This is a genomic window from Croceicoccus pelagius, from assembly GCF_001661915.1.
GTDB classification, from domain to species: Bacteria; Pseudomonadota; Alphaproteobacteria; order Sphingomonadales; family Sphingomonadaceae; genus Croceicoccus; species Croceicoccus pelagius.
Window position 1 is genome coordinate 327,211 of record NZ_LYWY01000037.1, and the last position, 12,971, is coordinate 340,181.

General features: G+C 63.7%; 13 protein-coding genes. 9 read left to right on the top strand and 4 right to left on the bottom strand.

The window, feature by feature from the left end; translation table 11 throughout:
- Positions 1–89 precede the first annotated feature (89 nt).
- Positions 90–848: a sulfite exporter TauE/SafE family protein gene (locus A9D15_RS10970; RefSeq protein ID WP_066764920.1), complete on the top strand. Its 759-nt coding sequence runs from the start codon at positions 90–92 to the stop codon at positions 846–848.
- 3 nt (positions 849–851) lie between these two features.
- Here A9D15_RS10970 and A9D15_RS10975 read toward each other — a convergent pair whose 3' ends face one another.
- A complete protein-coding gene (locus tag A9D15_RS10975) occupies positions 852–1,046 on the bottom strand; it encodes a YdcH family protein (protein ID WP_066764922.1) in 195 nt (64 codons plus the stop codon).
- Positions 1,047–1,333: 287 nt separating this feature from the next.
- Here A9D15_RS10975 and A9D15_RS16265 point away from each other — a divergent pair, with 287 nt between their 5' ends.
- The 7 genes from A9D15_RS16265 to A9D15_RS11005 all read left to right on the top strand — a co-directional run bounded on the left by A9D15_RS16265 (position 1,334) and on the right by A9D15_RS11005 (position 9,230).
- Positions 1,334–1,489: a YdcH family protein gene (locus tag A9D15_RS16265; RefSeq protein WP_082924417.1), complete on the top strand. Its 156-nt coding sequence runs from the start codon at positions 1,334–1,336 to the stop codon at positions 1,487–1,489.
- Between the two features lie 117 nt (positions 1,490–1,606).
- Positions 1,607–3,883 (top strand): phosphoenolpyruvate--protein phosphotransferase, encoded by a 2,277-nt coding sequence (gene ptsP, locus A9D15_RS10980; RefSeq protein ID WP_066764924.1) that lies wholly within the window; start codon positions 1,607–1,609, stop codon positions 3,881–3,883.
- A 152-nt stretch (positions 3,884–4,035) separates the two neighbouring features.
- Positions 4,036–4,872: a helix-turn-helix domain-containing protein gene (locus A9D15_RS10985; protein WP_082924418.1), complete on the top strand. Its 837-nt coding sequence runs from the start codon at positions 4,036–4,038 to the stop codon at positions 4,870–4,872.
- A 45-nt stretch (positions 4,873–4,917) separates the two neighbouring features.
- Positions 4,918–5,907 carry a tetratricopeptide repeat protein gene (locus A9D15_RS10990; RefSeq protein ID WP_229660291.1) on the top strand — a complete coding sequence of 330 codons (990 nt, stop codon included), beginning with the start codon at positions 4,918–4,920 and terminating at the stop codon, positions 5,905–5,907.
- Positions 5,908–5,922: 15 nt separating this feature from the next.
- Complete coding sequence (tilS, locus tag A9D15_RS10995; protein WP_066764929.1) at positions 5,923–6,885, top strand: tRNA lysidine(34) synthetase TilS; 963 nt, start codon at positions 5,923–5,925, stop codon at positions 6,883–6,885.
- Positions 6,886–6,963: 78 nt separating this feature from the next.
- Positions 6,964–8,907 carry an ATP-dependent zinc metalloprotease FtsH gene (gene ftsH, locus A9D15_RS11000; RefSeq protein ID WP_066764930.1) on the top strand — a complete coding sequence of 648 codons (1,944 nt, stop codon included), beginning with the start codon at positions 6,964–6,966 and terminating at the stop codon, positions 8,905–8,907.
- Positions 8,908–8,978: 71 nt separating this feature from the next.
- Positions 8,979–9,230 (top strand): hypothetical protein, encoded by a 252-nt coding sequence (locus tag A9D15_RS11005; protein WP_066765070.1) that lies wholly within the window; start codon positions 8,979–8,981, stop codon positions 9,228–9,230.
- 4 nt (positions 9,231–9,234) lie between these two features.
- Here A9D15_RS11005 and A9D15_RS11010 read toward each other — a convergent pair whose 3' ends face one another.
- The 3 genes from A9D15_RS11010 to rpoZ form a co-directional block, all read right to left on the bottom strand.
- Entirely contained in the window at positions 9,235–9,855 is a 621-nt protein-coding gene (locus A9D15_RS11010; RefSeq protein ID WP_172807517.1) for a hypothetical protein, read from the bottom strand.
- Positions 9,856–9,923: 68 nt separating this feature from the next.
- Entirely contained in the window at positions 9,924–11,000 is a 1,077-nt protein-coding gene (locus tag A9D15_RS11015; protein ID WP_066764933.1) for a DUF3667 domain-containing protein, read from the bottom strand.
- A 125-nt stretch (positions 11,001–11,125) separates the two neighbouring features.
- Positions 11,126–11,473: a DNA-directed RNA polymerase subunit omega gene (rpoZ, locus tag A9D15_RS11020; protein WP_066764935.1), complete on the bottom strand. Its 348-nt coding sequence runs from the start codon at positions 11,471–11,473 to the stop codon at positions 11,126–11,128.
- Between the two features lie 109 nt (positions 11,474–11,582).
- Between rpoZ and A9D15_RS11025 the strand changes: the two genes are divergently transcribed.
- Positions 11,583–12,776, top strand: coding sequence for a phospholipase D-like domain-containing protein (locus A9D15_RS11025; RefSeq protein ID WP_066764937.1), 1,194 nt, complete (start codon positions 11,583–11,585; stop codon positions 12,774–12,776).
- Positions 12,777–12,971: the final 195 nt, after the last annotated feature.

The window sequence follows — 12,971 nt, forward strand, 5'->3', positions numbered from 1 at the left end:
TTGCGCGCGCGATGTAAAACTGCCTTCGTTCAGGACCGGCTCCGGTAATACGAGCTTTCACGGCAATTCCGCCCGTGAGATTTCGGCCCATGGACTACGCGTTCGTCGAACAGCTTCTGCCCTACATCGCGATCGGCTTCGCCGCGCAGCTTGTCGATGGCGCGCTGGGCATGGCTTTCGGGGTCATCTGCAACACGCTGCTGGTCGGCGTTCTGGGCCTGCCGCCTGCGCTGGCATCGGCGAAAGTCCATGTCGTCGAATGCTTCACGACGGCCAGTTCGGGCATCAGCCATCTCTTCCACCGCAACATCGACAAAGCGCTGTTCTTCAAGCTGTTGCTACCCGGCATGGCGGGCGGGGTGACGGGGGCGTACCTGTTAACCAACATCGACGCCTCGGTCGTGAAGCCCTTCGTGCTGGGCTATCTCGCGCTCATCGGGCTCTACATCTTCGTGCGCGGCGTGTTCTGGCCGCCCAAACCGCGCGAGGCGAAACATGTCGCACCGCTCGGCCTCTTGGGCGGGTTCCTCGATGCCGCAGGCGGGGGCGGCTGGGGGCCTGTCGTCACCTCGAACCTGCTTGTGCAGGGGGTGGAGCCGCGCCGCGTGATCGGCACGGTCAACTCGGTCGAATTCTTCCTGACGATCGCGGTCTCGGCGACATTCATCGCGCATCTGGGCATTGCGGACCTGCTGGGTGCGACGCTGGGCCTCATCATCGGCGGGGTCGCGGCGGCGCCCTTCGGGGCATGGGCGGCAAAGCGCATCCCGTTGAAACCGATGTTGATTTTCGTGGGCTTCGTACTGGCGGCGACGAGCTCGTTCGGGATCTGGAGCGCGCTGCGCTGAGGTTCAGGCGATGATGTCGGGGATCAGCGCGTCCCGGATCATCGCGATCTGGTCCTTCAGAACAAGCTTGCGCTTTTTCAGGCGGGCCACCTGAAGCTGGGCCGAGGCGTTTTCCGCCAGCGCGGCAATCGCGGCGTCAAGGTCGCGGTGCTCGACCTTCAGGATCTCAAGCCGCTTGCGCATCTCGTCTTCGGTCATGCGAGCGCTGCCCTCAAGGATTGTCGTTCGAACCACCCGCTCCCGTGCGGGCGAGCGCTCTTTCGCACGAGCTGCCGCCGCGCGCAATCGCCCCGTCGCGGCGCATTTCGGCTCATCCTTTGATCTTGCCCGATTTATCGAAATATTACTCCAACACTCTTCGCATTCGAGAAACTTTGTGTTCCATTATCCGCGTCGGAAGCGAAGGCGACGCGAGTCGCACTGCCGACAGGAATTGGACGAAAGAAGGTTCAGGGGAACAACGTCAACCAACGCAGGAGAAAGCCATGGAATCGACGCACATCACCGCTCTTCAAACCAAGCACGCCGGTCTCGACCGTGAGCTTCGTAACGAGCAGGCGCGCCCCGCGCCGGATAGTGCAAGAATCCAGAAGCTGAAGCGGGCCAAGCTGAAGATCAAGGAGGCCATGTCGCTTCACTGAGTTCAGCCTGAACTAAAGGAACCGAACGCCCCTGTGCCGCATGGCCGGGGGCGTTTCCTTTTTTGATCGCTTTCCATTTCGCAAAAGCGGCGCGCATGTGCTTTAACGCAAGGCACGATGGAATCCGCCGTAACAGCAGCCCGCTCGATCCTCACCAACCTGCACGAGGTCATGGCCTCGCGCGCGAACGCGCAGGCCAAGCTGAACCAGGTCGTCGACATCATCGGCGAAAATCTCGATAGCGAGGTCTGCTCGATCTACCTGCTGCGCGAAGGGATGCTCGAACTCTTCGCGACGCGCGGCCTTGAACAAAGCGCAGTCCACGTCACCCGCCTTGCCATCGGCGAAGGCCTTGTCGGCACGATCGCGAAGAACGTGGAAATGCTGAACCTGGCCGAAGCGGCGGCCCACCCGGACTTCCTCTACCGCCCGGAAACGGGCGAAGAAAAGTTCCACTCCTTCGCGGGCGTCCCGATCGTGCGCCGCGAACGCGCGGTGGGCGCGCTTATCGTCCAGCACGCCGATCCGCGCCGCTATGCCGATGTTGAGATCGAGGCGCTGCAGACGGTGGCGATGGTGCTGGCCGAACTGATCAGTAACGCGGACCTCATTGACGAACACGATTCGCTGTCGGCCAGCCCGCATTTCGTCGATCCGCAGCAGCTGTCGGGCTTGCCGCTTGTGAAGGGGCTGGCCGCGGGCCATGCCGTCTTCCACCAGCCGCGGATCAACATCGAACACGTCGTCGCCGAAGATACCGAGGCGGAGCGGCAGCGCGTCTATCTCGCCTTCGACAAGATGCGCGAACAGATCGACAAGATGGCGAGTCAGGCCGAATTCGGCGTGGGGGGAGAGCACGAGGCCGTGCTCGAGACCTACAAGATGTTCGCCTACGACGAAGGTTGGGCACGCCGCATCAACGAGGCGATCGATTCCGGCCTGACGGCCGAGGCCGCGATCGAACGCGTGCAGCAGCGCACCCGCATGCGTATGCGCCAGATCGACGATCCGCTGCTGGCCGAACGCATGCACGATCTCGAAGACCTGTCGAACCGGCTGCTGCGCATGGTTTCGGGGCAGGTCGGTACGGCGGCGACGATGGGACTTCGCGGCGATGCCATCCTGATCGCCCGCAACCTAGGCCCTGCGGAACTTCTCGAATATGACCGGCGGCGGCTGAAGGGGGTGATCCTGGAGGAAGGCTCGCTTACCGCGCACGTCGTCATCGTCGCGCGCGCGATGGGCGTGCCGGTGCTGGGCCGTGTGCATGGTCTTCGCGGGTTCGTGCGCGAAGGCGACGAAATCCTGCTCGACGCATCGCAGGGCATTGCCAACATCCGTCCCGGTCCCGCCGTGATCGAGGCTTTCGAGGCGCGCTCGGCCAAGAACCGGGAACGGCAGGCCGCCTATGCCGCGCTGCGCGAGGTCGAGCCGCGCACCAAGGACGGCGAGCGCATCACGATCATGGTCAATGCAGGCCTGCGCGACGACGTACCGATGCTCAACATGACTGGCGCGGACGGAATCGGCCTGTTCCGGACCGAGTTCCAGTTCCTCGTTTCCGCCACTCTGCCGCAACGCGACCGCCAGACCCGGCTATACCGCGACGTGCTGGAGGCGGCGGGCGACAAGCCGGTGGTGTTCCGCACCGTCGACATCGGCGGCGACAAGTCGCTGCCTTACTTGCGCGGCGACGATGACGGGCTCGACGACGAAAACCCCGCGATGGGCTGGCGGGCGCTGCGCCTCGCGCTCGAACGCGAAGGGCTGATGAAGGCGCAGGCCCGCTCTTTGTTGGAGGCGGCGGCAGGCCGCACGCTAAACGTCATGTTCCCGATGGTGTCCGAACCGTGGGAGTTCGACGCGGCGAAGGAGGTCTTCGAAAGCCAGCTCGAATTCCTGCGCTCGCGCCGCAAGATGCTGCCCGAACAGATCCGCTATGGCGCAATGCTCGAAGTGCCGGCGCTGGCCGAAGTGCTCGACGTGCTCGCGCCCAAGCTGTCGTTCCTGTCGATCGGCACGAACGACCTCACGCAGTTCCTCTTCGCTGCCGACCGGTCGAACCCGAAGCTTGCCGAACGCTACGACTGGCTCAGCCCGTCGATCATGCGCTTCATGCGCCGCGTCATCCGCAGCATCGACGTCCACGCCATCGACGTCACCGTATGCGGCGAAATGGGCGGGCGCAGGCTTGAAGCTCTGGCGCTGATCGGACTTGGCCTCAGGCGCCTGTCGATTACGCCTGCCGCGGTTGGACCGCTCAAGGAAATGGTCTGCAAGATCGACACGCGCGAGATTACCGCCGCGATGGAGCGGTGGCTGGCCGACCCGGTGCCCGATCTTCGCGGCTCGCTGATATCGTGGGCCGAGGAACGCGGGATCGAGTGGGAGTAAGACTCTTTTCCGGTGCGGGAACGCTGCGGCTGTCATCCGGTTGGATAATCGAGGCGAGTAAAGAGGGGAAATCCTCGGGGGTTGCTTGACTTGCGCCCCCCGGCGCGCTTGCCTCACGCACGGGGCGACACAAGCAAGAGGCGACTAATCGAGTGGACGAGATCGAAGACGGACCGGAGCCTGAAATCCAGACGACCGAACCCGAAACGGCCGCCCCGATCAATGTCGGCGCCCGCCTGAAGGCGGAGCGTGAGAAACAGGGCCTCTCACGCGAGGAAGTCGGCGAGAAGACCAAGATTGCCGAGCGCCATCTGACCTCGATCGAAGAGGGACGTTTTTCGGATCTCCCGGGCCGGACTTACGCGATCGGCTTTGCGCGCAGCTATGCCCGCGCACTGGGCCTCGACGAAAAGGACGTCGTGGAAGGCGTTCGCGATGAAATGGGCGTCGCCGCGCCGCAAGTGTCCGAACGCAAGCTCGACTACATGGAGCCGGGCGATCCCGCGCGTGTCCCCTCATCGAAACTGGCCTGGGGCGTTGCCGCCCTTTTGATCGTCCTGCTGGTCATCGGTGCGTTCACCTGGAAGGGCTTTTTCGTGCCCGCCGCCGACCTGCCGACGATCAAGGATGAAACCGAAGCTGTCGCGACCGCGCCCACCGCCGCGCCGACGACGACGCAAACTGCACTTCCGACGGGCGAGGTTGTCTTTACCGCGACGGTCGAAGGTGTCTGGGTCAAGTTCTACAACCGCAACGGAAGCCAGCTTTTCCAGAAGCAGATGGCCAAGGGCGAAACCTTCACCATTCCAGCCGATGCCGACGGTCCGCAGATCTGGACCGGTCGTCCCGATGCCTTCACGATCAGCGTCGGCGGACAGCAGGTCGCCCCGCTCGCCACGGAACAGCGCACGATCCGCGACGTGCCGGTCGATGCCGCATCTCTCACTTCGCGCCCTGCAGGGCCGGGAATTCCGACGCACGGGAACTGAACATTTTTCACGCGATTCACCAACGTCGTTAAGCGCCCGTTTGGCATGACCTTGTCACCTAGGCCTGCGACGAACACGAAATACGAAAAGGTCTTTCAGATCATGCTATCCATTCGCCGCCGCACCTGTCGCTCCTCCGCCCTGCTGATGGGCACGGTCCTGTCCGCCGCGCTGCTGTCGCCGATGCCGGCGATGGCTCAGCAGGACGATGCGAGCCGTATCAAGAAGCTGGAATCCGAAGTCCGCGCATTGCAGCGCAAGGTGTTCCCCGGTGGCGACGGCAAGTATTTCGAGCCCGAGATCACCGCGCAGCAGCCTTCGCAGCCCGCGATGACGGCCGGCCCTGCCAGCGGCCCCGTCACCGACCTTCTCGCTCGTATGGACGCAGTCGAATCCGCGCTCGCCAGCCTGACCGCTCAGGTCGAGGTCCAATCGAACGCGATGCGCCTTATGAATTCGCGCCTGGACGAGATCGAGCGTAAGACGATCACGTCGATGCCCATGCCCGTCGAACCCAACGGCGGCATCGGCGACGGTGCAGGTCCGCTTCCGGCAACGCCTGCGCCGCGTCCGGCGACTGGTACGCCAACCCCTGCGCCCGCGCCTTCGGCCGGTGCAGCATCGGTCGAACGTCCCAGCACGGGTGATGCGGGCGACGATGCCTATGTCTATGGCTACCGCCTCTGGAACGAGGGGTACTATGCCCCTGCGCGCGCCGCGCTTCAGCAGATGTTGAAGGACTATCCAACTCACAGTCGCGCGTCCTATGCGCGCAACTTGCTGGGCCGCGCCTATCTCGATGACGGCCAGGCGCGTCCGGCGGCAGAGGCGTTCCTCAAGAACTACCTCGACAACCGCGGCGGCGCGCGTGCGCCCGACAGCCTCGTGTACCTCTCGATCGCCACGCTGCAGCTAGGCAACAAGGCCAAGGCGTGCGAGGCGCTCGAGGAATTCCGCCTCGTCTATCCCCAGGAAGCCACGGGTCGCCTTTCGTCGCTTTCAGCCGAAACCGCGGCGAAGGCCGGCTGCAAGTAACGACACGGAGGGGGCATGAATCTTGCGGTCCACTTTGCGCAGGAATGCGCGCGGTTGGGACTGGGTGAGGGCCAAACGCTAGGCCTCGCCGTTTCGGGAGGATCGGACAGCCTTGCGCTGCTGGTACTCGCGCAGCAGCTCATGCCGACCTCGATCCACGTCGCGACAGTCGACCACGGGCTGAGGCCCGAAGCCGCGCAGGAAGCGGCAATGGTGGCCGAGGTCTGCAACGACCTCGGCGTTCCGCACGACACCCTGCCTATCGAACTGGAAGAAGGGGGCAATGTCCAGGCCCGCGCCCGCGCCGCGCGCTACAAGGCGCTGGGCAACTGGGCGCAGCGGCGCGAGATCCGCATCGTCGCGACCGCTCACCACGCCGATGATATGGCCGAAACGCTGCTTATGCGGCTCAACCGCGGATCGGGTCTGCGGGGGCTGGGTGCCATGCGTGACCGTTCGCCGATGCCCGGCCGCAGCGATATCGTCCTCATTCGCCCGCTGCTGACACTGCCCCGCGCCGAACTTGCCGAAGTGGTCGAACGGGCAGGGCTGACCGCGGTAGACGATCCTTCCAATTCGGACCCGGCCTATGACCGCGCCCGCATCCGCATGGGGTTGGCGAGCGCCGAATGGCTGGACCCGATGCGCCTTGCGACCAGCGCGCTGCACTTGCGCGATGCCGCCGATATCCTAGAATTTGCGGCAAGGCACGAATTCGCCGCACAAGTGACGATGAGCGAGGACGGAACCCAGTTTGCCTACAACCCCGCAGGCCCGCGCGCCGTCCGTTTCCGGGTGCTGGAGGAACTCGTCGCGCGTCTAGCCACCGAGGGCACACCCCGCGGCGAACAGGTGGCGCGCCTGATGGATGCGCTGGAAAGCGGGCAGAAAGCCACGCTTTCGGGGGTCATGTGCACCCCGCGCGCCGGATCGTGGCATTTCACCGCCGCGCCGCCCCGCAGCGAGAGCGAAAACTAGCTGGAAACCCGACTTTCGTTTGCTTGTCATTCACCATGCAGAACCTACATTGGCCGGTGAAAGGACGATTCTTCGCTCATGAACGACAACGACCAGCAGCCCAACGGCAATCCTTGGCTCAAGAGCCTCATGATCTGGGGCGGCATCTTCCTTGGCCTGCTTCTCGTGGTTTCCATGATCGGAGACCGCTCGCAACCGGCCGGAACGCAGATCGCCTACAGCGATTTCCGCGACAAGGTGGCCGAAGGTTCGGTCGCCGAAGTGCAGATCGCGCCTGACCGGATCACCGGTAAGCTGAAGAACGACCAGACGTTCAGCACGATTCCCGTTGGCTCAGACCCGCAGCTCACCACGCTGCTGGCTGAAAACGACGTCCAGTACGAAGGCGTCGCCGCGGAAGAGCCGAACCTGCTGCTCTATATCCTTGCACAGTCGCTGCCGTTCCTGCTCATCCTCGGCATCGCGTTCTTTGCCCTGCGCCAGGTCCAGAAGGGCGGCGGCGCGGGCGGTGCGATGGGCTTTGGCAAGTCCAAGGCCAAGATGCTCACTGAAAAGCAGGGCCGCGTGACGTTTGACGATGTCGCCGGCATCGACGAGGCTCGCGAGGAACTCGAAGAAATCGTTGAGTTCCTGAAGGACCCGTCGCGCTTTTCGAAGCTGGGCGGCCAGATCCCCAAGGGCGCGCTGCTCGTCGGCTCGCCCGGTACCGGCAAGACGCTGCTCGCCCGCGCCATCGCGGGTGAGGCTGGCGTTCCGTTCTTCACCATTTCCGGTTCGGACTTCGTTGAAATGTTCGTCGGCGTCGGTGCAAGCCGCGTGCGCGACATGTTCGAACAGGCCAAGAAGAACGCGCCGTGCATCGTCTTCATCGACGAAATCGACGCCGTCGGCCGCCATCGTGGCCACGGCCTCGGCAATTCGAACGACGAGCGCGAGCAGACGCTGAACCAGCTTCTGGTCGAGATGGACGGTTTCGAAGCGAACGAGGGCATCATCATCATCGCGGCGACCAACCGCCCCGACGTGCTTGACCCCGCGCTGCTGCGTCCGGGCCGGTTCGACCGCCAGGTCGTCGTGCCCGTGCCCGATATCGACGGCCGCGAGAAAATCCTCTCGGTCCACATGAAGAAGGTGCCGCTGGCGCCCGACGTCAATTCCCGCACGATCGCGCGCGGCACGCCCGGCTTCTCGGGCGCGGACCTTGCCAACCTCGTGAACGAGGCTGCCCTGCTGGCCGCGCGCCGCAACAAGCGCCTTGTCGCCATGCAGGAGTTCGAGGACGCGAAGGACAAGGTCATGATGGGCGCGGAACGCCGCTCCATGGTCATGACAGACGATGAAAAGAAGATGACTGCCTATCATGAGGCCGGCCACGCGCTCGTCTCTTTGAACGAGGAAGCGTCGGACCCGATCCACAAGGCGACGATCATTCCGCGTGGCCGCGCGCTGGGCATGGTCATGCGTTTGCCGGAACGTGACAACTATTCGTACCACCGCGACAAGATGCATGCGAACCTCTCGGTCGCGATGGGCGGCCGCGTGGCCGAGGAAATCATCTTCGGTTACGACAAGGTTTCGTCCGGCGCGTCGAGCGATATTCAGTACGCCACCGATCTGGCCCGCAACATGGTCACCAAATGGGGCATGTCCGACAAGCTCGGCCCGCTCCAGTACGAGGCAAGCCAGGAGGGCTATCTCGGCATGGGGCAGACCAGCCGCACGATGGCCAGCGACGAGACCAACAAGCTTATCGACGCGGAAATCCGCAAGCTGGTGGACGACGCCCACGCGCGGGCGACCGACATCCTGAAGACGCAGGAGGACAAGCTCCACCTGCTGGCCCAAGCGATGCTCGAATACGAGACGCTGACCGGCGAGGAGATCAGCCACTTGCTCGAAAACGGTGCGATCGACCGCCCCGATGAGCCGAAGGGGCCTAGCCGTCCGCTCAGCACGGGCAGCATTGGCGTTCCCAAGGCCGGTCGTCGTTTTGGTGGGGGTGCGGCGCCCCAAGGCGCCTGAGCCCAAGCGCGGTTTCGGAACCGGTGCGCATCGCCGGTGGTTGCCTAGAAAACAACCACGACGTGACGACGATGCGCACGACCCTGATTGCCCTTTCCGCCGTAGCCCTGTTGGGCCTTGGCGCCTGTTCGGAAGAAACCGAGCAGAACGCCGCCGAAACGCTAGACCGCGCGGCGGCCGATACGGCCGACAATGCAGAAGTGGTCGAGAATGCGGTTCGAGAAAAGACCATCGAGGCAGCCGACAAGATCAGCGCTGAACTGAAGCAGGACGAGCGGACCGATCCCGATCAGGGTGACGGCGCCCTCGACGGGACCGACTGAAACATCAGGTGACGATGATCTCTGGATAGAGGTCATCGACGGCAACACAGTTGTTCGCCGGATCTGCAACTTTCTCGCGCAGGTCCGCCAGAGTTTCGGCCAGGATATCCGCGCCCATCATTATTTCGTCCTTGGGCAACGCCAGCGAAGCGGTCGCACCGTCCTTGCCGCGCCGTACCGCATAAAGCGGCGCTGTTTCCCTGGCGAGTGCGACCAGTCGATCCCAGTCCAGCTTCACGTTGCCATCGCCCGGCGCGCCCGTTTCGATGGCGCTGGCGAATGCCGTTTCGCCTTCGACATGCGACAGGACCACCTGAGTAGCTCCAGACGCACCGAACGTGAAAATGCCCACTTCCGTCGGTCCGTCCAGGGGAACAGGCTCGCCGCGCCGGTAATGGCCGTCACCGGCATAGGCGCGCAGGGACCAGCCTTGACTGTCATTGCGCCAGTTCCAGTACCAGCTCGTTTCCAGAAGCTTTCCGTCCAAGGCGACGTTCGCGAACGCTTCGGAGTATTCGCCATATGGCGCCGCGCGGCATTGCCAACCCGGCGTCGGTTCGTGCGGAAGGGTGATGCACCCGCCGACCGCAAACGACGCGAGCGCCATCAAGACCTTCACCCTCACGCCGATCTCCTTCGCAATCCTGATGCAAGATTAGCGCCAGGAAAACTGCAGGCAATATCAGATGTTTGTCACATCGATCCCAAGAGCACGATAGAGGCCATGAACAACAGGACCGTGAAGTTGACGAAAAGCAACAGCACCGCCGTCCGCCACAGGGCCGAAAAGCGCCGCAGCTCATACGCGCCTTTCACATGCCGGTAGAGGTGCAGCACCGGAACCGTCACGGCCAGCAGGATGATCAGCGACTCCGGCCCGCCCAGCAGCGCGATCACGCTGACGAGGATGAACCACAACGACATGAACGCGATCGAATAGGTGACGAAGACCGTGTGGTCGTAAAGCCCGATGCCGCGTTTCCAGAAGAACAGCAGCCACACGAAGGGAAGCGACAAGGGGATCAGCAACCAAGAGAACTTGTACCCGTTCGACTGCAGCTTGTAGATCATCAGCTTCGGGTTCTGCTGCCACTTCCTGATGATGTGATCGTCGAGCCACGCATTGCCCGATTCGTAAACCGCGACATCCGCGCCGCCGACGGAGGTGATCTTTTTCGCGCTCTGCAACGTGACGAGGTCTTCCTCGGCCTTGGCAAGCGCCGCTTCCGCAGCCGCACGGCCCGGTGCATCGGGCGCCATGCCCTCAAGCTCTGCGACTGCCGCGTCGCGTTTATTCTCGGTCTCCTCCTGCAGCTTCGCGACCGACGACACGACGTCGATCCGGCCCGGTTCGGCTGCATCGCCCGGACCTGACTTGCCCGCTATCTGGACGAGCGCGAACATGATGAAGACCGAGAACAGAAACAGGCCCATCGGCGATACGAACCGCGCACGCTTGCCGTCGATGTAGTCGCGGGTCAGGCGTCCCGGGCGGAAGGCCAGCATCGGCAGCGTGCGCCAGGTTTTGCCTTCGAAGTGCAGGACGCCGTGGAGCAGGTCGTGCAGGAAAGCACCCAGCGTGCGGTGCAAATGGGCAGGCTGTCCGCAATGGGCGCAGTAATTGCCTGTCAGCGGGGTGTCGCAGTTGAGGCACGCGGTTTCGTGGAAATGGCCCTTGCCGCCGCGGCTGACCGCGCCGGTCTCCGGCTCAACCACGCGGCCCAGCGCCGTGCCGGTAACCGCCGTACCCAGACCTTCAAGGTCGCTCATGCCCTAAACCCCCGTGTTCGCCCCGGGGGGTATCCTATGCTGCAATCGCGCAATGAAAAAGGGCCGCCCCGCGTTGAGGCAGCCCCTTTTTCACAAGCCGTGAGCCCCTTCAGGCCCGAAGGCGATCAGCCGGCGTCGTAATCGCCGCCAAGCGAGGTGTTGCGCGTCGGCGCAGCGGCCGTGAGGCGAAGTGCCTCTGCCGAACGGGACAGCGAGCCGATTTCATCGACTTCGTCGTCATCGTCGACGGCAACCTTCTGAAGACCCTGAATGAGGGTTTCCTTCAGGTCCTTGGGCTTTACATTCTCTTCCGCGATCTCGCGCAGGGCAACGACCGGGTTCTTGTCGCGGTCGCGGTCGACGGTCAGTTCCGCGCCGGCGGAAATCTCGCGCGCACGCTGGGCAGCCAGCAGGACGAGATCGAAGCGGTTCGGGATCTTGTCGACGCAATCTTCGACGGTAACGCGCGCCATGGGGCACTCCCACAAGAAACTAAGTTGACGGGAAAGGGCCGCAATTAGGGCGTGACTGCCCGAGAGTCAAGGATTGCGGCGCGCCCCGCTTGCCCCCAAATGGTAGCCGATGGACAAGCCGGCAAACCTCGAACCCGCAAAGATGGATGAGCCGGACTACCGCGATCCGCCCCCCTTCACGGTCGAGGCGCAGGGCCAGACCCTGACGTTCTATCCTTCCGGGCAGGACCGTCTGGACGCGCTGGTCGAGCTTATCGATTCGGCGACGAACAGCCTGTCGGTCTGCTTTTACATCTTCGCCGAGGATGCCGCCTCCGTGCGCGTTCGCGACGCGATGGCGAATGCGGCGCGCCGCGGCGTTACCGTGAAGCTTGTGGTGGACGGGTTTGGCGCTGCGGCGACCGATGCGTTCTTCGAACCGCTGGCGGCGGCTGGCGGGCAGTACTGGCGCTTTTCCGCGCGCTGGTCGCAGCGATACCTCATCCGCAACCACCAGAAGATGGTGATCGTCGATGAAGAGCGGGCGATGATCGGCGGCTTCAACGTCGAGGACAGCTATTTCGATCCGCCGCAGAAGAACGGGTGGAACGACCTGGGCCTGATCGTCACCGGATCGGTCGTCGGCGATCTCGTGCGCTGGTTCGAGAAGATGGAAGGCTGGGTGTCGGATCCCAAGGCCAACTGGCGTGCGATCCGGCGGATCCTGCGTGAATGGGATCCGGGCAAGGGGCCCGTGCGCCTGCTGGTGGGCGGGCCGACGCGGGGCCTGTCGTCATGGTCGCGATGCGTGTCGGAGGACCTGATCCACGGCACCCGCCTCGACATGATGATGGCCTATTTCTCGCCGCCCAAGCGGCTGGTGCGGCGTATCGGGCGCATCGCGCAGAAAGGCAGTGCGCGGCTGGTGATGGCGGGCAAGTCCGACAACGGCGCGACCATCGGAGCGACCCGCGCGCTCTATCGCTATTTGCTGAAGCGCGGCGCGAAGATCTGGGAATTCGTGCCCTGCAAGCTGCACACCAAGCTGATCGTGCTGGACGATCGCACCTATGTCGGCAGCGCGAACTTCGACATGCGCAGCCTTTACCTCAATCTCGAGCTCATGCTGGTGATCGACGATGAAGGTCTTGCCGAAAAGATGCGCGATTTCGTTGGGCAGCATCTGCCCGCCTCGCTAGCAATCACGCCCGCAGTGCACAAGCAGCGTGCGACGATATGGAACCGGGTGCGGTGGCGCGCATCATGGTTCCTCGTCGCCGTGCTCGACTACACCGTCAGCCGCAGGCTGAACCTCGGACTCTAGTAATAGTGCCGCGGGTGACAAAGGTGACACCCTGTCACCCACTGCATTCACGGGCAAAGGCCGCGGGAAAGCTGGTATTTTGCCGGCCGGTCACAGGGTGACAGATCAGCGGACAAAGACGACGATGGCAAAGATCGGGCGCATGATGACGCCGTGCTGCGGTGTAGGAAAACGGTTTCTTCGGCAGGGTCCGGG

Bases quoted from the DNA above. Each gene is read 5' to 3' on its own strand.
- A9D15_RS10970 (WP_066764920.1), top strand. From the start codon at position 90: ATGGACTACGCGTTCGTCGAACAGCTTCTGCCCTACATCGCGATCGGC.
- A9D15_RS10975 (WP_066764922.1), bottom strand. From the start codon at position 1,046: ATGACCGAAGACGAGATGCGCAAGCGGCTTGAGATCCTGAAGGTCGAG.
- A9D15_RS16265 (WP_082924417.1), top strand. From the start codon at position 1,334: ATGGAATCGACGCACATCACCGCTCTTCAAACCAAGCACGCCGGTCTC.
- ptsP (WP_066764924.1), top strand. From the start codon at position 1,607: ATGGAATCCGCCGTAACAGCAGCCCGCTCGATCCTCACCAACCTGCAC.
- A9D15_RS10990 (WP_229660291.1), top strand. From the start codon at position 4,918: ATGACCTTGTCACCTAGGCCTGCGACGAACACGAAATACGAAAAGGTC.
- tilS (WP_066764929.1), top strand. From the start codon at position 5,923: ATGAATCTTGCGGTCCACTTTGCGCAGGAATGCGCGCGGTTGGGACTG.
- ftsH (WP_066764930.1), top strand. From the start codon at position 6,964: ATGAACGACAACGACCAGCAGCCCAACGGCAATCCTTGGCTCAAGAGC.
- A9D15_RS11005 (WP_066765070.1), top strand. From the start codon at position 8,979: ATGCGCACGACCCTGATTGCCCTTTCCGCCGTAGCCCTGTTGGGCCTT.
- A9D15_RS11015 (WP_066764933.1), bottom strand. From the start codon at position 11,000: ATGAGCGACCTTGAAGGTCTGGGTACGGCGGTTACCGGCACGGCGCTG.
- rpoZ (WP_066764935.1), bottom strand. From the start codon at position 11,473: ATGGCGCGCGTTACCGTCGAAGATTGCGTCGACAAGATCCCGAACCGC.
- A9D15_RS11025 (WP_066764937.1), top strand. From the start codon at position 11,583: ATGGACAAGCCGGCAAACCTCGAACCCGCAAAGATGGATGAGCCGGAC.